Below are 19899 nucleotides of genomic sequence, written 5' to 3' on the forward strand. Positions count from 1 at the left end.
ATGAGCTTCACCCTGATCCAGCAGGCCAAGCCGCGCCTGCACCGGTCCGAACTCGCGGTCCCCGGCTCCAACCCGACCTTCATGGAGAAGTCGGCGCAGTCGGCCGCCGACGTGATCTTCCTCGACCTCGAGGACGCGGTCGCCCCCGACGACAAGGAGAAGGCCCGCACCAACATCATCCAGGCGCTCAACGACCTGGATTGGGGCAACAAGACCATGATGATCCGCATCAACGGTCTCGACACCCACTACATGTACCGCGATGTGGTCGACATCGTCGAAGCCTGCCCGCGCCTCGACATGGTGCTGATCCCGAAGGTCGGCGTGCCGGCCGACGTCTACGCCATCGACGTGCTGGTCACCCAGATCGAGCAGGCCAAGAAGCGTGACAAGCAGATCGGCTTCGAGGTGCTGATCGAGACCGCGCTCGGCATGGCCAATGTCGAGGCGATCGCCCAGTCGTCGAAGCGCCTGGAGGCGATGTCCTTCGGCGTGGCCGATTACGCCGCCTCGACCCGCGCCCGCTCGACGGTGATCGGCGGCGTGAACCCCGACTTCTCGGTGCTCACCGACAAGGACGAGGCCGGCAATCGCCAGACCCACTGGCAGGATCCGTGGCTGTTCGCTCAGAACCGCATGCTGGTGGCCTGCCGCGCCTACGGCCTGCGCCCGATCGACGGACCGTTCGGCGACTTCTCGGATCCGGACGGCTACCGCTCGGCGGCCCGCCGCTGCGCCGCCCTCGGCTTCGAAGGGAAGTGGGCGATCCACCCGTCGCAGATCGATCTCGCCAACGAGGTGTTCACCCCCTCGGAGGCCGAGGTCACCAAGGCCCGCCGCATTCTCGAGGCCATGGAAGAGGCCGCCAAGGCCGGCCGCGGCGCCGTGTCCCTGGACGGACGCCTCATCGACATCGCCTCGATCCGCATGGCCGAAGCGCTGATCGAGAAGGCGAACGCCATGAAGGGCTGAGGCCGCCCGAACGGCGCGCCAAGCAGCTGCATGACCGGGGCCGGGCTTGCCGGGCCCCGGGGAAGATCAGAGCGGATCGCGGGCAAGCCCGTGACCGCGTGACAGGTTCGGATGAGGGTTGGAGAAGGCCCCGGAGCGGGTTCACCCCTCACCAGTCTCTTCGGGAGAAGGGACAAACTCTGCGGCGCGGCGGCCGCGACGGCCCTAGAACGGCCGATCGTCCGGCAGCCGCGCCGCAGCCATCTCGTCCGGCGTCGGGTCGCGATGGATGACGATCCCGTTCGACCAATCCGCCGCGATCAGCCCGAGCCGGGCGAACCCGTCGAGCCAGCCGTCCATCGGCCAGATCCCGTGCCGGTCGTGAAAGCGGGCCGCGTTGGCGACGATGTCGCGGAAATGCTGCAGGGGCGGGTCGTAGCCCGGATGATGCTGGTGGTAGGCCCGGGGGCCTCCCAGGAACAGGATCGGCACCCCCGCCTTCTCCGCCCGGAACGCCAGATCGGTGTCCTCCGCGCCGTAGCCGGAAAAGGTTTCGTCGAACCCGCCGAGGCGGTCATAGGTCTCGGCGCGCACCGCGAAGGCGAGCGACCAGAACAGCCCGGCCTGCGGTGCCGGCGCCACCACGCCTGCGGGCGGGAAGGCCCGCACCGGGTGCGGCTGGCCGAACCGCTCCAGATCCGCCGCGCACCATCCATCCGCCACCGCGCCGGCCGGCAGGTAGCCGATCTCGCAGCAGATCAGGCCGTCCTGCTCGGCCACCGCCCGCGACAGGCCCGCGACGAGCCCCGCCGAGGGGATGCAATCGACGTCGAGGAAGATCAGCGTCTCGGCCTGGGCCGCCCGGCGCCCGGCATTGCGCGCCGCCGCGAGGGGCAGGCCGGCATGCGGGAACGCGACGCGCTCCACCGGGAAGGGCAGCGCCGGGTAGGGCGCCTCATCGCCGCCGATCTCGACGACGACGCAGCGATCGGGCGGATCGCCGCGACCGAGACCGTCGAGCAGGCGGGTCAGGTGTGCGCGTCGACCTTTGTTGAGCGTGATGACCGCGATGCTCACGAGGCGGCTCCGGCGCGCAGGACATCGATCCGATAATCGGGGGTCCGCGACTGACTCAGGACCTGGGCGAAGGCGGCGGAGAGGCGGATGAAGCCATCGGCGGCACCATCGCCCGAAAGCGGGTAGTCGGTCTCGCCCAGCCAGTGCACCAGAACGATGTCCCCGCCGGGCGCGATCGTCTCGCCGGCCCGGCGTACGAGCTCGGCGAAATCCGGCGGGGCCAGGAAGTACAGGAACTCGGAGAGGACGATCAGGTCGAAGGGCCCGGTCGGCCAGTCCGCCGGCATGGTCCCCTGCCGGATCTCGACCTGGGGACGATCCGCGCATCGCGCCCGGGCGGCCTCCGCGGCGGCCGGGACGAGATCGGTGGCGAGGAGCCGGGCGCAGCGTTCCGAGAGGGCGCGGGTGAAGACGCCGATCGAGCAGGCCGGCTCGAAGGCGGACCGGTAGCGCGGCTGGGGAAGGGCCGCGAGCGTCGCCGCGTATTTCTCGCGTTCGTAGGGCGAGGAGGTGAAATGCCAGGGATCCGGGTCGCTGGCGTAGATGCCGCGGAAGTAATCCTCCGGCAATGTCTGTGTCCGCCGGGTCATGCGGGGATCGCGACGAAGCGCTCGTAGGGACCGCAGAGCCGGTCGATCATGGCGGGCTCGAGCCGGAAGCCCTGGGGATCGTCCGCGATCAGGTCGGTGGTCTGCGATTCGTGCGCCGCCACGGCCCGCGCCTTGGTCTCGCGATAGGCGGAGACGTCGAGGCGCAGGCCGGTCGGGCTTGGGCCGACCTCGGTCTCGGGCGGTAGGGTCCAGCCCCAGACGGGATACTCGTAGACCCGGACTCCCGGCATCTGCGGTCGGGCGCGGGCGACGATCGCGGCGGCCGCCTTGTGATCGCAATGGGGATCGTGGCGCCACGTGACGAAGACCGCGCCGGCCCCGATCGCCGCGGCCGCGCGGGCCACGGCCGCCGCAGCCGCGTCGGCCTCCGGCCCGTCGCTCGGGACATGCGCGTCGGGCAGGCGCAGGAAGGTCACGTCCCCGGATCCGAGGCCGAGCACCGCTCCGGCCCGCTGCGTCTCCGCCTCGCGCAGGGCGCGCAGCTTCTCCGGCGGATAGAGGCGGGACTGCGTGTGCGAGCCGCATCCGTCGCTGACCACCACGAGGTGAACGGGCCGCCCGGACGCCCGGGCGGCTGCGATCAGGCCGCCGCATCCGAGGCTCTCGTCATCGGGGTGGGGCGCGACGACCACCAGCCCCCGGCTCCCCAGGAGGGCATCGAGGCTCGCCAGGGGCAACGCGTCGGCGGCGGCCAGAAAGGCGTCGGCGCGCATCACTGGCCTCCGGTCCGTTCGAAGACAGGACGCCGGTCGCGCGGCGACGGGCTGCTGACGAGATCGATCACGGGACGCTCCAAGGACGGTGCGCGGGTTCGGGCGTCCCTGGTTCTCGGATCCTGCGCATGAACACGCCATGAGCGGCGCGTTCCGGAGTTCCGGCGGGCGTTACCGATCGTTCTCGGTGGTGAGTGCGTCGGCGCGGGTGCCCTCGTCGACGCCCGGTCCGGCCGCCAGATGGACGCCGAGGGTCGGAGCGTCGGTGAACACCGCGCCGGCTGCGCTGAGGGCGCTCCGCAGGACCTCGATCTGCCCGCTCGGCGGGTCGCTGTAGCCGCCCTCGAAATCCCGCACGAAGTGCTCGTCCAGGCCGACTTTGCCCGCGAGATCGGCCTGCGACCAGCCGAGCAGCCCACGGGCCGCCCGAGACTGCGCGGGGCTCATGATGGGCGCCTGCGTTCCGCTCTGTGCGCCCTCGTCCGATCCTGCCACGCTCACTCTCCTCCTCGGCGATCATCAACAACGATTGCGGTCGCGGATCGTTTCCGGGCACATCCAGTCGGAGCGCGACCATAATTGTGCTGAAATCCTGTCGCATCCGCCAAGGCGCAAGGATTCGGAGCGGTCTCTCGCGGGGCCGTGCTGCGCGGCCGGCGTGGTGCCTCCGGACCGGGACAACCTGCGCGCGGTGCGCGCGACATGGGGACTGGACGATGAGAGGGGTGCTGATCGCGAGCTTGGCCTGTGCCGTGCTGGCCATGGACCTATCCGCGGTGACGCAGGCGCAGGCCCAGATGGGCGGTTCGCCGACGGGCTTCGGCCGGGGCAATCGCCGCCCCGGCGGCGAAGAGGAGAAGAAGCCCCAGTACGTGCCGGGGACCAAGGCCAGCGAGAAGATCTTCCCGCTCGACTCGACCTGGACCGCCGTGAGCCTCAACGGAAAGCCCTTCACGGGTGGCGACCGGCCGAGCTTCATCATCGACAAGCAGTACCGCGCCCGCGGCTACGGCGGTTGCAACACCTTCGCGGCGACCGCATTCCCGCTCAAGGAGCAGCACATCGCCGTGGGCCCGCTCGCACTCACCAAGAAGAGCTGCGACAAGGGCCTCGCCGCCGCCGAACAGGCGTTCTTCATCGCCCTGCGCACCTCGGCGGTGTGGGACTTGGTCGGCTCGCAGCTCGTGCTCAAGAGCCCGAACGGCGAGCTGAAGTTCGACCGCGCCCTTTAAGGAGCGGTTCACCACGCCGCATGATGGCGGCCGCCGATTCAGACGGCCTTGAGGGGCGCCGGGGCTCATTCCTCGTGTATCGAGGAGGCCACGGATGCCAGTCGGAATCGGGATCGGACGCGGGGACCCCTCGCGTCCCGCGGTGACGCGGAGCCTCCGTTTCACGGGGCCCGCGGGGTTTCATCCCGGCGCCCTATGGCTCGCCACCGCCGTGCCGGCTGTGGCGACGCTGCTCCTTCTCGCGCGGCTGGCTTCCTGACGGACAGCGCTGGCGGCGTCTTACCGGGACGCCGTCCTGTCCCCGGGCCGGTCGCCCTCGGCATGTCCGCGCGGTTCGGAACGATCCTGCGCTTGCGCCGTTACGGGCGGAAACAGCGAGGCCAAACCCGCGGCGACACCATATAGAATTGGATCGGCGTTCAGGCCGCCCTCGGGCGGATGAAGATTGCTTGTCAGCAGAGTGCGACGGCGGGCCTCGCGCGCGTTCACGAGCATCTGTGCGCGTCCCCGTTGTTCAACTGTCCGAGACCGGTCAATGCCGCGCTCCGCGTTTCGTTGCCGCAGCGGGCGGAATTTTCTCCCGGAGACCGGACGCGACGGAAACTCAGCCCCGGCGCCGGAGACCCATCGCCGGTTGGACGTCGGGCGGCCGGCAGACGCTCGGCACGACATCGATGATCGACGCGCTCGGGCAGCGCGCCCGGCAGCCCTGGGCCGCGGCGATCTGGTCGCCGCCGCAGGCATCGGCGAAGCAGAAGGTCGCGAGATCCTCGCAGGTCGCCCGGAACCGGCCCAGGGGCGACCGCTCCCGCAGGTCCGCCGCCCCCGCCCCCTGCGTCAGCAGGATCACCGTCAGACCGATCAGAGCCGGGAATCGCGCCATCTCTGTTTCCCGTCCAGGTCGAGGCTGCTTGCGGAACCAGCCTAGCATTGGCAGCCTGGACGCGCCGTACCATTCCCGCGACAGGCGATGCGCGTCATCCGTCGCGATCCCGGCCGCATCGCGCGGCCGTTAAGCCCGATCCCCACGAAAGGCCGCCATGCCGCTCTACGCCCTCGACGATCACGTCCCCGACCTCGCCGACCCCGCCCGGGTCTGGATCGCGCCCGACGCGCAGGTGGTCGGCCGCGTGCATCTCGGCCTCGATGTCGGCATCTGGTTCGGCGCGGCTCTGCGCGGCGACAACGAGCCGATCCGCATCGGCGATCGCACCAATGTCCAGGAGGGCGTGATCATGCACGTCGATCCCGGGTTTCCCCTCGTCATCGGCAGCGACGTCACGGTCGGCCACGGCGCGATCGTGCACGGCTGCACCATCGGCGACGGCAGCCTCGTCGGCATGGGGGCGACGGTCCTGAACGGCGCCCGGATCGGCCGCGGCTGCCTCATCGGCGCCAACGCGCTGGTCACCGAGGGCAAGGAATTCCCGGATCACAGCCTGATCGTCGGGGCGCCGGCCAAGGCCGTGCGCACCCTCGACGAGGCCGCGGTCGAGGGGCTGCGGCAGGCCGCCCTGCGCTACGTGGAGAATGCCCGGCGCTACAAGGCCGGGCTGCGCCGCATCGACGGCTGAGGGACATGGGCCGCTCCCGGGCGGGAGCGGCCGGCCCGCTTACTTCTTGGCCTTGGCGCGCTCGATCGCTTCCTCGATCAGCCGGTGGGCCTCTTCCTTGTCGCCCCAGCGGACGAACTTGACCCACTTGCCGGGTTCCAGATCCTTGTAGTGCTCGAAGAAGTGCTGGATCTGCTGGATCGTGATCTCGGGCAGGTCGGTGTAGTTCTCGACCCGGTCGTACCGCTTGGTCAGGTGGCGCGAGGGCACCGCGATGATCTTCTCGTCTTCGCCGCCCTCGTCCTGCATCACCATCACGCCCACGGGACGCGCGCTGATGATCGCGCCCGGCAGCACGGCGCGGGTGTTGGCCACCAGCACGTCACAGGGATCGCCGTCGCCCGACAGGGTGTGGGGGATGAAGCCGTAATTCCCCGGATAGAACATCGGGGTGTAGAGAAACCGGTCGACGACCAGCGCGCCGGATTCCTTGTCCATCTCGTACTTGATCGGTTCGCCGCCGAGCGGCACCTCGACGATCACGTTGACGTCGTGCGGCGGCTTCTTGCCGAGCGGGATGGCGTCGATCTTCATGGCGTGTCGCTTCCGGAATGCGGTCTCGTCCGCTTCCCGGATCTCTTAGTGGCGCCGCTTGGCAAAGCAAATCGGCCGATGGTGCGGCCCGGCAACGAGCGCTGGAAAACGTTAGCCGAACAGGAAGCCCACCTTGGGGAGCGGGATGCCCGCCACGCGGTCCAGCGCCCGCGGGCCGGCGACGCCGCCGAGCCCCTCGTAGAAGGCGCCGGCGCGGACATTGTCCTCCAGGCTCCACACGCCCAGCCGCGTGAGGCCGTGATCCGCGAGGTCGTTGCGCACCGCCCGGAACAGGCGCCGGCCGAGGCCGACGCCCTGATACTCCGGCAACAGGTAGAGTTCGTCGATCTCGGCCTCGGTGCCGAGCGCCCGGCTGCGCGTCCGTCCGTAGGCCGCGTAGCCGACGACGAGTTCGCCCGTCTCCACCACCGCGATCGGCCGGCCGCGACGCAGGGCGCTCTGCCACCAGGCCCGGTCCCGGGTCGAGATCACCCGCTCCAGGGCGACGCCCGGGATGATGCCGCGATAGGCCTCGCGCCAGGAGGCATCGAACACCTTGGACAAGCCGCCGAGATCGGCCTCGCGGGCCCGGCGGATGCTCGTGGTGCGCGTGCTCATGGGCTTCGGGCCTCCCGTCGTCCGACCGGCGGATAACCCGCGCGGCCCGCGCAGGTTCGATGCCGATCCAGGCGGAGTGAAGGCAAGAATGGCGCCGCGTCGCGTCGGCCTGCGTGACGTCGCGTGATGCCGGTGCCGGCCCGCCGGCCCGCGAATTGCCGGGCCGGCGGGCGGCTGATAGAGCCCGGGCTCGGTTCCCCCGGCAGCACGGCCTTGTTCAACCGCTTCCTCAAGCCCGAGAGGCGCTACGCGCGCCGCATGGCCCGGATCGCCCGCTTCGAGCGGCCGATAGCCGGCCCCGGCGACCGGCTCATGGCCTGGGCCAGCATGCTGCTGATCGACCACGGCGTCTTCCGCCTCGCCTATCTCAACCGGCACCGCGTCGGCTCCGGCGCCCTCTGGCGCTCGGCCCAGCCCGGCCCCCATCAGCTCGCCCGCTTCCGGGCCGAGGGCGTGCGGACGATCATCTCCCTGCGCGGCGGGCGCGAGCACGGATCCTGGCCGCTGCAGCGCGAGGCCTGCGAGCGCCACGGGCTCAAGCTGGTCGAGTTCGTGCTCCGCTCGCGGGAAGCGCCGGACCGGGCCACCATCCTCGGCGCCAAGGCCTTCTTCGCCGGCATCGAGTACCCGGCGGTGATGCACTGCAAGTCCGGCGCCGACCGGGCCGGCCTCGCCTCGGCCCTCTACCTGATCCTGCACGAGGGGCGCCCGGTGGCCGAGGCCGCCCGGCAGCTCTCCGCCCGCTACGGCCATCTCCGTTTCGCCAAGACCGGCATCCTCGACGCGTTCTTCGCCCGGTATCGCCTCGAGGGCGAGGCGAAGGGGCTCGACTTCCTGACCTGGGTCGAGACCGTCTACGACCCCGAGGCGCTCAAGCGCGATTTCCGGCCGGGCTTCTGGTCGGATCTGGCGGTGGACCGGGTGCTCCGGCGGGAGTGAGGATCACTCCGCCGCCGGCCGCGCCATCTCGCGGAAGGGGTGGGCCGGGTAGGTGCCGATCACCCGCAATTCGCGCGAGAAGTAGCCGAGTTCGTCCAGCGCCCGGCTGAGGCCCGGATCGTCCGGATGGCCGTCGACCTCGGCGTAGAACTGCGTGGCGGTGAATTCGCCGTCGACCATGTAGCTCTCGAGCTTCGACATGTTGACGCCGTTGGTCGCGAATCCGCCGAGCGCCTTGTAGAGCGCGGCCGGGATGTTGCGCACGCGGAACACGAAGCTCGTCACACAGGGCACGGTGCCCTGTTCCACCGGCTGGGGCTCCGGGGAGAACACCACGAACCGGGTGGTGTTGTGCGCCTCGTCCTCGACGTCGCGCTCCAGGATGTCGAGGCCGTAGACTCCGGCGGCGAGTGCGGGCGCCAGAGCCGCCCGGCTCGGGTCGCCGATCTCGGCGATCTCGCGGGCGGCCCCGGCGGTGTCGCCGGCGACCACGGCCTTCAGGCCGAGCCGGCGGATGATCCGGCGGCACTGGCCCAGGGCATGGACGTGGCTGTGGACGCTCTTCAAAGCCTCGCGCTGCGTGCCCGGCAGGACCATCAGCTGAAAGTGGATCGGCAGGAAGTGCTCGGCCACGATGTGCAGCGGCGAGATCGGGATCAGGTGGTGGATGTCGGCGACGCGGCCCGCGATCGAGTTCTCGATCGGGATCATCGCCCGCTGGGCGCGCCCCTCTGTCACCGCCGCGAAAGCGTCCTCGAAGGTCGGGCAGGGCAGCGGCGTCCAGTCCGGATACGCCTCCGCGCAGATGATGTGCGAGTTCGCCCCGGGCTCCCCCTGATAGGCGATGGTGCGGTCTGTCATGGCGGTCTGGATTCGTTCGTCGGGTCAGTTCAGGCGCCGGCTCTGGAGCAGGGCGCGGGCGCGCTCCAGGTCGGCGGGGGTGTCGACGCCCAGCGGCAGGTCGTCGACGATGGCGGCGTCGATGCGCATGCCGGCTTCGAGCGCCCGCAGCTGCTCCAGCTTCTCGCGCATCTCCAGCTCGCCGGGCGGCAAGGCCACGAATCGGCTGAGCGCCCTGCGCCGGTAGGCGTACAGGCCGATATGGTGCCAGAGCGGCCCGTCGCCCCAGGGAGCCCGGGCGCGGGTGAAGTACAGGGCGCGCAGGCGCCCGGGACCGACCATGTGGCCGACGAGCTTGACCACGTTCGGGTTGTCGGCCTCGTGGGGGTCGGTGATCGGCGCACAGAGGGTGACGATGTCGACGGTGCGGTCGGTCAGCGGCACGATGGAGGCGCCGATGATCGCCGGGTCGATGGTCGGCAGGTCGCCCTGGACGTTGACGACCACGTCGTGGCGACCTTCCGGGTCGACGATGTCGAGCGCCTCGGCGAGGCGGTCGGAGCCCGACGGGTGATCGGCCCGAGTCATCACCGCGAGGCCGCCCGCGGCCTCGACCGTCCGGGCGATCTCCGCCGTGTCGGTGGCCACCACCACGGGGCCGATGCCGGCCTCCATGGCCCGGCGCCAGACATGGACGATCATGGCCTCGCCGGCGATGTCGGCCAGCGGCTTGTTCGGCAGGCGGGTCGCGGCGAGGCGGGCCGGGATCAGGACCAGGGGATCGGACATCGAGATTCGGATCCGGATGCGCGGATCGGGGCCGCGGCGGCAGGCGGCCGGCTGCTTAACAGGCCGGCCCCCGATTGTCGTCCCCCCGGAGACGGGCCGGAGCGCAGTGGAGAAAATGTGCCACTCGGTGACAAGCTGGGCAATTCAGTGGAACAATCCTGCGCTGGAGCGACGCGGAGCCCTCTGGTGGCATTGTCAGGAGCCGCCCGGAACCGCTAAGGCAACCTCGAAATCTTCCAATGTCCGGTGTCCGAGCCCGCTCGCCCGTGTCAGGCGCGCGATCGGCACGGCCGAGTTGCGAGAAGAGCATGAACTCGTTCGAGGTGAACAAGGTCCTGGGTGCGGTCCTCGGCGCCCTTCTGTTCGCGGCCGGATCGGGTTTCGTCGCCGAATTGATCTACCACCCGAAGCCGGCGGGCAACGCCGGCTACGACCTCCCCGAGCCGCAGCCCGAGGCCGCCGCCGCGGCCCCCGAGGCCAAGGTCGAGCCGATCGCCGTCCGCCTCGCCAGCGCCAATGTCGAGAAGGGCGAGGCCGGCACCAAGGCCTGCCATGCCTGCCACAATTTCGAGAAGGGCGGCCCGAACAAGGTCGGGCCCGACCTGTACGGGGTCGTGGAACGGCCGAAGGCCTCACATCCGGGCTTCGACTATTCAGCGGCCCTGAAGGAGAAGGGCGGCACGTGGACCTATGCCGACCTCGACGGGTTCCTCACCAACCCGAAGGGCTACGTGAAGGGCACGAAGATGGCCTACGCCGGCATCGCTTCGCCGCAGGAGCGGGCCAACGTCATCGCCTATCTGCGAACCCTGGCCGAGACGCCGAAGCCGCTCCCCGCTGTCGATAAGGACGAGGCCCCGTCGGCTGCGCCTGCGGCGGCGAAGCCTGACGACAAGCCCGCGGCTGCGCCCGCCGAGAAGCCGTCCGCCGACAAGCCCGCCGCCGGCAAGGCGTCCGAAGGCAAGGACAGCCCGGCCAAGCCCGCCGATACCGGCACCGCCAAGCCGGTCGAGGCGAAGTCGCCCGGCAGCCCGCGGACGACCGGTGAATCGAGCGACCGGAACGCCCCAGCTCCGCCGGCCGGCGCCCATGACAGCGACCAGCAGGGCCAGCCTTCGAGCCTGATCCCCGCCGAGCCGACCGCGCCGACGGCGCCGGCCGCCAAGGAGCCTCCCGCGCAGGCCAATCCCGAGGCGGTCGACCGGGCGAAGGATCTCGAGGTCGGCGGCCCGACCAAGGACCTGAACGCGCCGCTGCCGACGCCGCAGCCGCTTCCGAAGGAGTAGAGGCACGGGCCGGGCGCGGGGCTCCGGACGGTCCCGCCCCTCGCGTGTCAGGCGCGTTCCGCCGGCATGGCTCCGGGCGCGCCCCTTGCTCTAAGGCGGCCGCGCCCCGGCATCGTGCCGGATTGAAAACCGCGTAGGACCCCTTGGCTGACCGAAGTTCCGTTGGGGAGGAGCGCCGGGCGCCCCTCCCGCTGCTCGTTGCCGTGACCATGACCGGGACGGTGGCGCTGCACATCTTCGTGCCGGCGCTGGCGGCGGCGGCCGTGGACCTCGGCACCAACGCCGCCGGCGCGCAACTGACGATCACCGTCTACCTGATCGGGCTTGCGGGCGGTCAGCTGCTCTACGGCCCGCTCTCGGACCGGTACGGCCGGCGGCCGGTCCTGATCGGCGGCCTCGGCCTCTATCTCGCCGGATTGCTGCTCGCGATCCCGGCGCCGAACATCGGCGTCCTGCTCGTCGCCAGGGTCCTGCAATCGCTCGGCGCCTGCGGCTCCCTGGTGATCGGCCGGGCGATGGTGCGCGACGTCTCCACCCGCGAGGACGCCGCCCGGAAGCTCGCGATCCTCACCACCGCGATGACGCTCACGCCCGCCCTGGCGCCGGCGATCGGCGGCGTCGTGACCGAGGCCTTCGGCTGGCGCGCCGTGTTCGTGGTGCTGGCCGGCCTCGTCGCCCTGCTGGGCGCGCTCGTGGTCTTCACCCTGCCCGAGACCAACCGCCACAAGGTGGCGCTGCCGGGATTCGTCGCGGTTCTGTCCGGCTACCTCCGGCTCGTGCGGATCCCCGTGTTCCGCGCCTATCTGGTGGCGGGGGCCTGCGGCGGGACGAGCCTCTACGCCTTCCTGGCCGTGGCGCCGTTCCTCCTCGTGGACCGGCTCGGGCGCTCCTCTCAGGAGGTGGGATTCGACTGCCTGATCGTCGTGTTCGGCATGGTCGGCGGGGCCGTCCTGGCGAGCCGGCTCGCCGCCAGGGTGCCGATCCGAAAGGCGGCGCGGAGCGGCAATCTCCTCTGCATCGCCGCGGCGCTGACGCTGCTGATCGTGGACCGCACCGGGATGCTCGGCGTCGTCAGCCTGATCGTGCCGCTCTTCGCCTACGCGGTGGGCGTCGGCCTGCTCAGCCCCAACGCGGTGGCGGGGCTGATGAACGTCGATCCGCACGCGGCCGGGTCCGCCTCGAGCCTCTACGGCTTCACGCAGATGACCTTCGGGGCGCTGTTCACGGCGGCCGCCTCCGCCTGGCCCGCGACCTCGGCGACGCCGGTGGCGCTGGCGCTCCTCTCCGCCGGGCTGATCGCCGCGCTGGCGCTCCGGCGGGCCTGACGGGCTCGCGCTCGCCGACGGCGTCAGTTTCCGTTGCCGCCATGGTCCCCGCGCGCTGCCGGAGGCGCGCGGCGGCGTCCCTTAAAGCGACGCGCCGCGGGCCTCGACGAGGCCGGACGCGCCTGCGCTGAAGCCGTCGGCCAGTTCCAGCCACAGCAGGCGCGCGGGGTCGACCGGTCCCGGCAGGCTCAGGCGCCCGGGCGGGACCGGCGTGAAGCCGAAGCGGGCGTAGTAGGGCGCGTCGCCGACGAGGATCACGAGACCCTCGCCCGCCTGCCGCGCCCCCTCGATCGCCGCGCGGGTCAGGGTACCGCCGATGCCGCGGCCCGCGAAGCTCGGATCGACGGCCAGCGGACCGAGCATCACGAAGGATGTCGCCCCGGTCCGCACGGGCCCCATCCGGACCGAGCCGACGAGGAAGCTGCCCACCGAGGCGGTGATGCCGAGATCGATCCGCTCGGCCGCGCCCTCGCGGAGGCGGTAGGCGGTACGGGCGAAGCGGCCGGGGCCGAAGGCCCGGGCATGGAGCCGCTCGATGGCGGGGGCATCCTCCGGCCGCTCGGGCCGGATGACGAGGGACAGATCGGTCACGGGTTGCTCGCGGCTCGGACCGGCGCCGCGTAGCAGCGCCGGGCCGGACCCGCAAACCGCCGCGCTACTCGGCGGCCGCCAGAGTGGGCCGTCCGCCGCCCTGGGTCAGCCGCAGGAAGCCGAGGGCCGAGAGCCAGATCACCGCGCCGCAGGCGGAGGCGACGCCGAGAACCAGCGCGAAGCCGCCGCGGTCATGCAGGAGGGCGATCGCCGGCACCACGAAGCCGCTCGCCGTGAAGCCCACGAAGTAGCGCAGGCTGTAGGCCCGGGCCCGGTAGACGGGCGGGACGTAGCGGGCGATCATCGCGTCGTTGATCACCACCTGCCCGTAGATCGCCGTCATGGCCAGCACGAGCCCGGCGAGCAGCGGCAGGCCGGTGGAGAGGGCGGCGATCCCGAGCCCCACCGGCTGCAGCACCGAGAGCGCCACGAACAGGGACGGCAGGCTGTAGCGGTCGATGAGGCGGCCCATGGCCAACTGCATCAGCGCGCCGAACAGGAACACGCCGGTGGCGAGGGAGCCGGTGAGCGCCAGGGGCAGCGCCTGCCCGACGCCCTCGTCGATCACCTTCGGCAGGCTGATCGTCGTCAGGTTGAAGGTCAGGCCGCCCGCGAAGATCGACAGGGCGAACATCGCCAGCAGCGCCCAGGGCCGGGTCACCGGGATCACCGCCGCGCCGCCGGCCTTCTGTCCCGAGCCGTCCCCGTCGCCCGGCACCAGGGCCAGGAAGGCGGCCCCGCAGGCGAGGCAGACGAGGCCCGGGACCACGAAGGCCGCGCGCCAACTGACGGTGGCGGCGAGCAGCGCCGTGAGTCCGGAAGCCGAGGCCGCGCCGAAATTGCCCCAGACGCCGTTGATGCCGAGGTCGCGCCCGAGCCGGCGGGCATGGGTCACCAGCATGGCCGAGCCGACCGGGTGGTAGATCGCCGAGGCGAGCCCGAGCACGCAGAGCCAGAGGGCGAAGGCCAGCGGCGTCGAGGCGCTCGCGACGCCGAGGCAGGACAGGCCGTAACCGAAGAAGAACACCGCCAGCATGTTGCGCCGCCCGAACCGGTCGGCGAGCGAACCCATCGGGAGGGAGCACAGGCCGAAGGCCACGAAGGCGCCGGTGGCGAGCCCGATCAGCTCGCCGTAGCCGAGCCCCGTCTGGGCCGCGATGGCGATGACGGCGGTCGGGTAAATCAGCAGTACGAAATGGTCGAGGGCATGCGCGACGTTGACGAAGCGCAGGGTGCGGCGGGACAGCGTATCGGAATCCATCGCGGCGTATCCTCCGGGACTGCGCGCTGATAGCCTGACCCGATGGTGGTGTTGGGCCGGATATGTATGCGAACGGGCCAATGTTGACGGAGGCACCTGTCGCCGCGAAGCGGTCGACCGAGGCGGCCGACTATCAGGACGTCCCGCGCCCGGTCGCAGTGATGCCCAAGACCTACGCGGCCGGGATGCATCTCGCCCGGCACTTCCATCCCCGCGCGCAGCTGCTCTACGCCACGGCCGGGCTGATGATGGCGTTCGCGGAGGACGGCACCTGGGTGGTTCCCGAGGGGCACGCGCTCTGGATCCCGCCGCGGCTGCCGCACGCGGTCGCGACCCACGGCGCCGTCTCGATGTGCTCGGCCTATCTGGATCCCGCCGCGGTTCGGTCCTTCCCGGCGAGTTGCCGGGTGATCGCGGTGTCGCGGCTCCTCGCCTCCGCGCTTACGGCGCTGGCCGAGGAGCCTGTGCTTTACGCAGAGGATGGCCGTGGCGGCCATCTCGCCGCTCTGGTCCTCGACGAGATCGGCCGGGCCCCCGCCACGCCGCTCGCCCTGCCACTCCCGCGCGACGCACGCCTGCGCCGGGTCTGCCTGGAGCTGATCGAGAATCCGGCCTCGGAGGACGACCTCGATGCCTGGGCCGACCGGGCCGGGGCGAGCCGGCGGACGCTGACCCGGGGGTTCCGCGCCGAGACGGGCCTGAGTTTCGGTGATTGGCGGGCCCGGGCCCGGGTGATCCGCGCACTCGCGCTTGCGGCCGAAGGACGCCCGCCCCGGGTTGTGGCGGCGGCGGTGGGGTATCGAAGTGTCCAGACACTACGACTGACAGTGGCGCGGGTGCTCGACGCTCACCATCCCCGCTCGGCAACCTGATCGGGACCGACTCTCAAGCCTGTGCAGAGGGCTCAAGCGATGCGGACGGTTCCTGCGCCGCCGCGACGGACCGAGCCAGGTCGACGGCTTGGTTGCGGATGTCCGGCACGGCCGTGCATTCCCAGTATGCGCCGCGGAGCAACGGGCCCAGAGTCCAGAGGCGCGCCGCTGTATCGGATGCACCCAGGACCGTCAGATCGGGGCGCACGGCAAGACCGAGGCCGAACGGACCGGCTCGGACAAGGCCGCGACCGATCAGATTGCGCAGAAGCGGGTCGGTCGTATCCGCGACCCGTCCGACGCCGCGAACATCGAAGATGCGCTGCACGCCGAGGGTTCTGGGTTCGGATGCCCCCCGCGGCCGGTACGTGACGCGCGCTTCACCGGTCTGATCCTCGATCGCCACCAGCTTTCCGGCGAGCACCTGAAGCGAGCCGGCTTCGATCTCGTCGGCGATGGCCGCGCCCGTGGGCGGTGCGGAGCGGTGCCGATGCGTGTCCCAGAACGGGCGGAGATGGCGCAGGAAGCGCGCCTGGTCGGCTGGCGGCAAGCCGAGCCAGAGGGCGTCCGTAACCGGCCGCAGAGCGTCGATCACCCCGTGCCAGGCGATGCGAGCCTCCGCCGCGGAGGCGACCTCCCGGCGGATCCGGCCCAGAAGCCGGGTGATCGAACGGGTCTCTGCGGCCGTGAAGTCCGGACGCGGCCAGGGGTCGGCGCGTACGTGCACGGCCGGGATCCGCCCCCGCCGCGAGAGCGCGATGATCTGCCCGCGAAAGCCATGGCGCCGAAGACTGATCACCGCATCGACCATGCTGAGACCGGTCCCGATGATGAGAACCGGATGATCCGGATGCAGCCGCGCGTCATGCTCCGGATTCCACGGATCGCCCCGGAAGCGGCTTTCCGGTTCCTGGGGCAGGGCGAGGTTGCCCATCGCCAGCACCGCACCCGCGACATCGACGCGTCGGCCGCCCTCGGCAACCATGATCAGACGGTCCTCGTCCGGCACGAGGTCGATGATCATGTCGTTGATCAGGTGCAGCCGCGGCGTCGAACCGCCTGTCACCGCTTCGGTCAGAAGCGCCGCCAGATAATCTCCGTATAGCCCGCGTGCCGCGAAGGTCCCGGCCGGGGTCCGCCAGATGCCCACATGACCGTGCCCGATCGCGGGGTTGCCGGCACCGGTGCCCGCCTCACCCGCGGCGATCTTCGAAAGCCAGTCTTCGAAATGGGAGGGCCGGTCGGGATAGGCGCTCATGTTGGCGGCGCGCACGTTGAGCAGGTGGTCGGGGTTCCCGGTGGCGTAGGCGCGACCGCTCCCGAAGCGCTCCGCCCGTTCACACAACAGAACCGACTGGTGCGGCGGCAAGCGGGCGAGCAGCTGTATCGCCGCCATCGTGCCGCTGAAGCCTGCCCCGATGACGGCAATGGGAGCGGGGTGCGGCCCGGCTTCCAAGCTTTCGTGCTGGTCCGACATCGACGACGAGCCTGCGCCAGAAGACAATGCCACGACCCGTCTGCCTAAAGTCGCGGATCAGGATCGATCCTGCCCTGACATTGCCAGCAAAGGCGGTCTGTGTCAGCCGGCGTATGCGTGTTGAAGGGGTCTGGGTCGGGGTGAATCTTTTCTGTCCCGCGGGATGCGGAAGAAATTTCAGCGATCCGTATCCTTTCGTATGGTGTGGGCGCCCTGGAAAATCTTCACGTCGCCCGCGCGGAGAAGTCGATCCGCGGGTCGATCCAGACGTAGATCAGGTCGGAGAGCAGGTTCACCGCGAGACCAAGCAGCGAGAAGATGTAGAGGGTGGCGAACACCACCGGATAGTCGCGCCCGACGATCGCCCGGAACGACAGCTCGCCCAGGCCGTCGAGGGAGAAGATCGTCTCGATCAGCAGCGAGCCGGTGAAGAAGGCCGAGATGAAGGCCCCGGGGAAGCCCGCGATCACGATCAGCATGGCGTTGCGGAACACGTGGCCGTAGAGCACGCGCCGCTCGGAGAGCCCCTTCATCCGTGCGGTGAGCACGTATTGCTTGCGGATCTCGTCGAGGAACGAGTTCTTCGTGAGCAGGGTCGAGGTTGCGAAGGCGCCGATCACCAGGGCTGTGAGCGGCAACACCATGTGCCACGCGTAGTCGGTCACCTTGTGCCAGGTCGAGAAGCTCTCCCAGCCTTCGCTGGTCAGCCCGCGCAGCGGGAACCATTGGTAGAACGATCCGCCGGCGAAGAGGATGATGAGCATCAGTCCGAACATGAAGCCCGGGATCGCGTAGCCGATGATCACCACGAAGGAGGTCGCGCGGTCGAACTGCGTGCCGTCCGCCACCGCCTTGCGGATGCCCAGCGGGATCGAGATCGCGTAGGACAGGAGCGTCATCCACAGGCCGAGCGAGATCGAGACCGGCAGCCGCTCCTTGATCAGCTGGATGACGCTGACATCGCGGAAGTAGCTGCGTCCGAAATCGAACCGGACATAGTCCCAGAGCATCTTGGCGAAGCGCTCGGGTGCAGGCTTGTCGAAGCCGAACTGCTTCTCGAGCTTGGCGATGAATTCCGGGCTCAATCCTTGAGCGCCGCGATAGCGGGAGCTGGCGTCGCCGCCACCGCCCGACGGCCGGCTGGCGCCGCCGAGGTCGCCCGATCCGCCGGTGACGCGGGACATGGCTCCGTCGCGCTGGCCCTGGAGCTGCGACAGAACCCGCTCCACCGGGCCGCCTGGGGCGAACTGCACGATCGTGAAGGTGATCAGCATGATCCCGAACAGGGTCGGGATCATCAGACCGATGCGGCGCAGGATGTAGGCGAGCATGGCGTCAGTCCCGGCCGATTCGCTTGGCCTTATCGGCGTCGAACCACCACGTCCCGGGGGCACCGAGATCGTATTTCGGCGGCGTGGCCGGGCGGCCGAACACGTCCCACAGGGCGAGGCGGTGGGTCGAGGCATACCACATCGGCACCCAGTAGCGCCCGGCCCGCAGGACCCGGTCCAGAGCCCGGCAGGCGGTGGTCAGGTCCGCCCGCGACGTCGCGTCGGCGACGGCGGTGAGCAGCGCGTCGATCGCCGGGTTCGCGATCCCCGAGAGGTTGTTGGAGCCCGAGGTCCCGGCGGATCGGGAGCCGTAGGTCTCGCGCAGCTCCGCGCCGGGGGTGAGCCCGCTGCTGTAGCGGCGCGGCGTGACGTCGAAGTCGAAATCCTTGAGCCGCGCCTGGTACTGGGACGGGTCGACCGTGCGCAGGCTCGCCTTGATGCCGAGCAGGCCCAGGTTGCGGATGAAGGGCTGGGTGACCGCCTGGAAGACCGGATCCTCGTCGAGGAACTCGAGGGTCAGGGGCTGGCCGCCGGGCAGCATGAGGCTGCCACCCTGGCGGGTGCAGCCGGCCTCCCGCAGGAGCGCGTCGGCGCGCTTGAGCAGCGCCCGGTCCTGGCCGGACCCGTCGGAGACCGGCGGCGTCCAGGCCTCGCCGAATACCTCCGGCGGCAGGTCCTTGAACGGCTCCAGCAGGGCGAGTTCCTCGGCCGAGGGCTTGCCGGTCGCCTTGAGGTCGGAATTCTCGAAGAACGAGGCCGTCCGCGTGTAGGCGCCGTACATCAGGTTGCGGTTCGACCATTCGAAATCGAAGCACAGGCCGATCGCCTCGCGCACCCGCGGGTCGCGGAACGCCGCGCGGCGGGTGTTGATCCACCAGCCCTGGGTGCCGCTCGGCCGGGCATCCGGCACCATCTCCCGGACCACGCGGCCCTCGGTCATCGCCGGGAAATCGTATCCGGTCGCCCAGACCCGGGCGGTGAACTCCTCGCGGAACGTGAAGGCGCCGCTCTTGAACGCCTCGAACGCCACGGTGCGGTCGCGGAAATACTCGTAGCGGATCGCGTCGAAATTGTTCTGGCCGACATTCACCGGCAGCTCGGCGGCCCAGTAATCCGGCACGCGCTCCAGGCCGATGGACCGGCCCGGATCGACCGTGCCGACCCGGTAGGGCCCGGAGCCGAGGGGCACGTCCAGGGTCGAGGCCTCGAAGTCCCGGCCGGCGTAGTAGGCGGCGGAGAAGAGCGGCAGCTGCGCTACGAACAGTGGCAGGTCCCGGGCGCGGCCCGGCGCGAAGGTCACCACCAGCCGCCCGTCGCCCTCGGCCCGGGCATCGGTCATGGGCCGGATCACCTCGGCGATCTCGGGGTGGCCCTTGTCGCGCAGGAGCTTGAGGCTGAAGGCCGCGTCCCGCGCGGTCAGCGGCGAGCCGTCGTGGAACCGCGCCTGCGGGCGCAGGGCGAACGTGTAGGTCAGGCCGTCCGGACTGACCGTGACGGCGCGCGCCACCAGCCCGTAGAGGGCGTCCGGCTCGTCGAGGGCCCGGACCATCAGGCTGTCGAAGGTCAAGGGCATGCCGGCGGCCCCGTCGCCGCGCAGCACGTAGATGTTGAGCGTGTTGAAGGTGTTGAGCGACTGGTTTCCGGTCGTCGCGGCGAGCTGCGCCGAGAAGCGCCCGCCGCGGGGCGCCATCGGATTCACGTAGTCGAAATGCGCGAAGTCGGGTCCGTATTTCAGCTCGCCGAAGCTGGACAGGCCGTGGCGCTCGGCGGCGTCGGCCGCCTTGGCGCGGCGCCACGGCGGCATCGCCGCCAGGGCGCCGGCGCCGAGGACCAGCCCGC

21 protein-coding genes are annotated in these 19899 nt (G+C 70.7%); 7 read left to right on the forward strand and 14 right to left on the reverse strand.

All coding sequences use genetic code 11. From position 1 onward, the window contains the following. On the forward strand, nt 1-972 hold the full coding sequence (locus tag A3862_RS13425; protein WP_043355694.1) for an HpcH/HpaI aldolase/citrate lyase family protein: 972 nt from the start codon (nt 1-3) through the stop codon (nt 970-972). Between the two features lie 204 nt (nt 973-1176). Here the strand turns inward: A3862_RS13425 and A3862_RS13430 are convergent, their stop codons facing one another. From A3862_RS13430 to A3862_RS13445, 4 genes are all read right to left on the reverse strand, one after another. Beyond that, nucleotides 1177-2028 (reverse strand): glycosyltransferase family 2 protein, encoded by an 852-nt coding sequence (locus A3862_RS13430; RefSeq protein WP_043758967.1) that lies wholly within the window; start codon nt 2026-2028, stop codon nt 1177-1179. After that, nucleotides 2025-2618 carry a class I SAM-dependent methyltransferase gene (locus A3862_RS13435; RefSeq protein WP_043758965.1) on the reverse strand — a complete coding sequence of 198 codons (594 nt, stop codon included), beginning with the start codon at nt 2616-2618 and terminating at the stop codon, nt 2025-2027. The genes A3862_RS13430 and A3862_RS13435 overlap by 4 nt, the downstream gene beginning before the upstream one ends. Beyond that, a complete protein-coding gene (locus A3862_RS13440; RefSeq protein ID WP_043355972.1) occupies nt 2615-3352 on the reverse strand; it encodes a PIG-L deacetylase family protein in 738 nt (245 codons plus the stop codon). The genes A3862_RS13435 and A3862_RS13440 overlap by 4 nt, the downstream gene beginning before the upstream one ends. A gap of 171 nt (nt 3353-3523) precedes the next feature. After that, nucleotides 3524-3847 (reverse strand): helix-turn-helix domain-containing protein, encoded by a 324-nt coding sequence (locus A3862_RS13445; RefSeq protein ID WP_111473643.1) that lies wholly within the window; start codon nt 3845-3847, stop codon nt 3524-3526. 221 nt (nt 3848-4068) lie between these two features. Here A3862_RS13445 and A3862_RS13450 point away from each other — a divergent pair, with 221 nt between their 5' ends. Then, nucleotides 4069-4584 carry an META domain-containing protein gene (locus A3862_RS13450; protein WP_043381219.1) on the forward strand — a complete coding sequence of 172 codons (516 nt, stop codon included), beginning with the start codon at nt 4069-4071 and terminating at the stop codon, nt 4582-4584. A 604-nt stretch (nt 4585-5188) separates the two neighbouring features. Here A3862_RS13450 and A3862_RS13460 read toward each other — a convergent pair. Further along, nucleotides 5189-5467, reverse strand: coding sequence for a hypothetical protein (locus tag A3862_RS13460; RefSeq protein ID WP_043758962.1), 279 nt, complete (start codon nt 5465-5467; stop codon nt 5189-5191). Between the two features lie 157 nt (nt 5468-5624). Here A3862_RS13460 and A3862_RS13465 point away from each other — a divergent pair, with 157 nt between their 5' ends. Continuing rightward, a complete protein-coding gene (locus A3862_RS13465) occupies nt 5625-6158 on the forward strand; it encodes a gamma carbonic anhydrase family protein (protein ID WP_053609025.1) in 534 nt (177 codons plus the stop codon). A 39-nt stretch (nt 6159-6197) separates the two neighbouring features. On the opposite strand, the gene ppa is transcribed toward A3862_RS13465, so the two are convergent. Together ppa and A3862_RS13475 are read right to left on the reverse strand one after the other, a co-directional pair. After that, nucleotides 6198-6731: an inorganic diphosphatase gene (gene ppa / locus A3862_RS13470; protein WP_043347104.1), complete on the reverse strand. Its 534-nt coding sequence runs from the start codon at nt 6729-6731 to the stop codon at nt 6198-6200. Nucleotides 6732-6842: 111 nt separating this feature from the next. Further along, nucleotides 6843-7349: a GNAT family N-acetyltransferase gene (locus A3862_RS13475; RefSeq protein ID WP_043347102.1), complete on the reverse strand. Its 507-nt coding sequence runs from the start codon at nt 7347-7349 to the stop codon at nt 6843-6845. A 213-nt stretch (nt 7350-7562) separates the two neighbouring features. Between A3862_RS13475 and A3862_RS13480 the strand changes: the two genes are divergently transcribed. After that, complete coding sequence (locus tag A3862_RS13480; RefSeq protein ID WP_043347101.1) at nt 7563-8288, forward strand: tyrosine-protein phosphatase; 726 nt, start codon at nt 7563-7565, stop codon at nt 8286-8288. Nucleotides 8289-8291: 3 nt separating this feature from the next. Here A3862_RS13480 and A3862_RS13485 read toward each other — a convergent pair whose 3' ends face one another. Together A3862_RS13485 and A3862_RS13490 are read right to left on the reverse strand one after the other, a co-directional pair. Next, a complete protein-coding gene (locus A3862_RS13485; RefSeq protein ID WP_043347099.1) occupies nt 8292-9149 on the reverse strand; it encodes a prephenate dehydratase in 858 nt (285 codons plus the stop codon). Nucleotides 9150-9173: 24 nt separating this feature from the next. Continuing rightward, nucleotides 9174-9917, reverse strand: coding sequence for a 3-deoxy-manno-octulosonate cytidylyltransferase (locus A3862_RS13490; protein ID WP_111473644.1), 744 nt, complete (start codon nt 9915-9917; stop codon nt 9174-9176). Between the two features lie 308 nt (nt 9918-10225). Here A3862_RS13490 and A3862_RS13495 point away from each other — a divergent pair, with 308 nt between their 5' ends. Both A3862_RS13495 and A3862_RS13500 read left to right on the forward strand, forming a co-directional pair. Then, the gene (locus tag A3862_RS13495; protein WP_111473645.1) at nt 10226-11203 is read left to right on the forward strand and encodes a c-type cytochrome; all 978 of its coding nucleotides are present in this window, start codon (nt 10226-10228) and stop codon (nt 11201-11203) included. Nucleotides 11204-11412: 209 nt separating this feature from the next. Beyond that, nucleotides 11413-12528, forward strand: coding sequence for a multidrug effflux MFS transporter (locus tag A3862_RS13500; protein WP_051044765.1), 1116 nt, complete (start codon nt 11413-11415; stop codon nt 12526-12528). An 81-nt stretch (nt 12529-12609) separates the two neighbouring features. On the opposite strand, the gene A3862_RS13505 is transcribed toward A3862_RS13500, so the two are convergent. Continuing rightward, nucleotides 12610-13119 carry a GNAT family N-acetyltransferase gene (locus tag A3862_RS13505; RefSeq protein WP_043350027.1) on the reverse strand — a complete coding sequence of 170 codons (510 nt, stop codon included), beginning with the start codon at nt 13117-13119 and terminating at the stop codon, nt 12610-12612. A 64-nt stretch (nt 13120-13183) separates the two neighbouring features. Beyond that, on the reverse strand, nt 13184-14380 hold the full coding sequence (locus A3862_RS13510; protein ID WP_043350026.1) for an MFS transporter: 1197 nt from the start codon (nt 14378-14380) through the stop codon (nt 13184-13186). Between the two features lie 80 nt (nt 14381-14460). Between A3862_RS13510 and A3862_RS13515 the strand changes: the two genes are divergently transcribed. Next, nucleotides 14461-15252, forward strand: a complete 792-nt coding sequence (locus tag A3862_RS13515; protein WP_236961977.1) for an AraC family transcriptional regulator — start codon at nt 14461-14463, stop codon at nt 15250-15252. A gap of 13 nt (nt 15253-15265) precedes the next feature. On the opposite strand, the gene A3862_RS13520 is transcribed toward A3862_RS13515, so the two are convergent. The 3 genes from A3862_RS13520 to A3862_RS13530 form a co-directional block, all read right to left on the reverse strand. Then, nucleotides 15266-16648, reverse strand: coding sequence for an FAD/NAD(P)-binding protein (locus tag A3862_RS13520; RefSeq protein WP_236961979.1), 1383 nt, complete (start codon nt 16646-16648; stop codon nt 15266-15268). Between the two features lie 305 nt (nt 16649-16953). Further along, on the reverse strand, nt 16954-18060 hold the full coding sequence (locus A3862_RS13525) for a microcin C ABC transporter permease YejB (protein WP_043381203.1): 1107 nt from the start codon (nt 18058-18060) through the stop codon (nt 16954-16956). A 4-nt stretch (nt 18061-18064) separates the two neighbouring features. Next, on the reverse strand, nt 18065-19864 hold the full coding sequence (locus A3862_RS13530) for an extracellular solute-binding protein (protein ID WP_236962096.1): 1800 nt from the start codon (nt 19862-19864) through the stop codon (nt 18065-18067). Nucleotides 19865-19899: the final 35 nt, after the last annotated feature.

The sequence above is a fragment of the Methylobacterium sp. XJLW genome, assembly GCF_003254375.1.
GTDB lineage: Bacteria > Pseudomonadota > Alphaproteobacteria > Rhizobiales > Beijerinckiaceae > Methylobacterium > Methylobacterium fujisawaense.

Coding starts and splice junctions, on each gene's coding strand:
- A3862_RS13425 (WP_043355694.1), top strand. CDS start 1: ATGAGCTTCACCCTGATCCAGCAGGCCAAGCCGCGCCTGCACCGGTCC.
- A3862_RS13435 (WP_043758965.1), bottom strand. CDS start 2,618: ATGACCCGGCGGACACAGACATTGCCGGAGGATTACTTCCGCGGCATC.
- A3862_RS13440 (WP_043355972.1), bottom strand. CDS start 3,352: ATGCGCGCCGACGCCTTTCTGGCCGCCGCCGACGCGTTGCCCCTGGCG.
- A3862_RS13450 (WP_043381219.1), top strand. CDS start 4,069: ATGAGAGGGGTGCTGATCGCGAGCTTGGCCTGTGCCGTGCTGGCCATG.
- A3862_RS13460 (WP_043758962.1), bottom strand. CDS start 5,467: ATGGCGCGATTCCCGGCTCTGATCGGTCTGACGGTGATCCTGCTGACG.
- A3862_RS13465 (WP_053609025.1), top strand. CDS start 5,625: ATGCCGCTCTACGCCCTCGACGATCACGTCCCCGACCTCGCCGACCCC.
- ppa (WP_043347104.1), bottom strand. CDS start 6,731: ATGAAGATCGACGCCATCCCGCTCGGCAAGAAGCCGCCGCACGACGTC.
- A3862_RS13475 (WP_043347102.1), bottom strand. CDS start 7,349: ATGAGCACGCGCACCACGAGCATCCGCCGGGCCCGCGAGGCCGATCTC.
- A3862_RS13485 (WP_043347099.1), bottom strand. CDS start 9,149: ATGACAGACCGCACCATCGCCTATCAGGGGGAGCCCGGGGCGAACTCG.
- A3862_RS13490 (WP_111473644.1), bottom strand. CDS start 9,917: ATGTCCGATCCCCTGGTCCTGATCCCGGCCCGCCTCGCCGCGACCCGC.
- A3862_RS13495 (WP_111473645.1), top strand. CDS start 10,226: ATGAACTCGTTCGAGGTGAACAAGGTCCTGGGTGCGGTCCTCGGCGCC.
- A3862_RS13500 (WP_051044765.1), top strand. CDS start 11,413: ATGACCGGGACGGTGGCGCTGCACATCTTCGTGCCGGCGCTGGCGGCG.
- A3862_RS13510 (WP_043350026.1), bottom strand. CDS start 14,380: ATGGATTCCGATACGCTGTCCCGCCGCACCCTGCGCTTCGTCAACGTC.
- A3862_RS13515 (WP_236961977.1), top strand. CDS start 14,461: ATGTTGACGGAGGCACCTGTCGCCGCGAAGCGGTCGACCGAGGCGGCC.
- A3862_RS13520 (WP_236961979.1), bottom strand. CDS start 16,648: ATGGCGGCGATACAGCTGCTCGCCCGCTTGCCGCCGCACCAGTCGGTT.
- A3862_RS13525 (WP_043381203.1), bottom strand. CDS start 18,060: ATGCTCGCCTACATCCTGCGCCGCATCGGTCTGATGATCCCGACCCTG.
- A3862_RS13530 (WP_236962096.1), bottom strand. CDS start 19,864: ATGCCGCCGTGGCGCCGCGCCAAGGCGGCCGACGCCGCCGAGCGCCAC.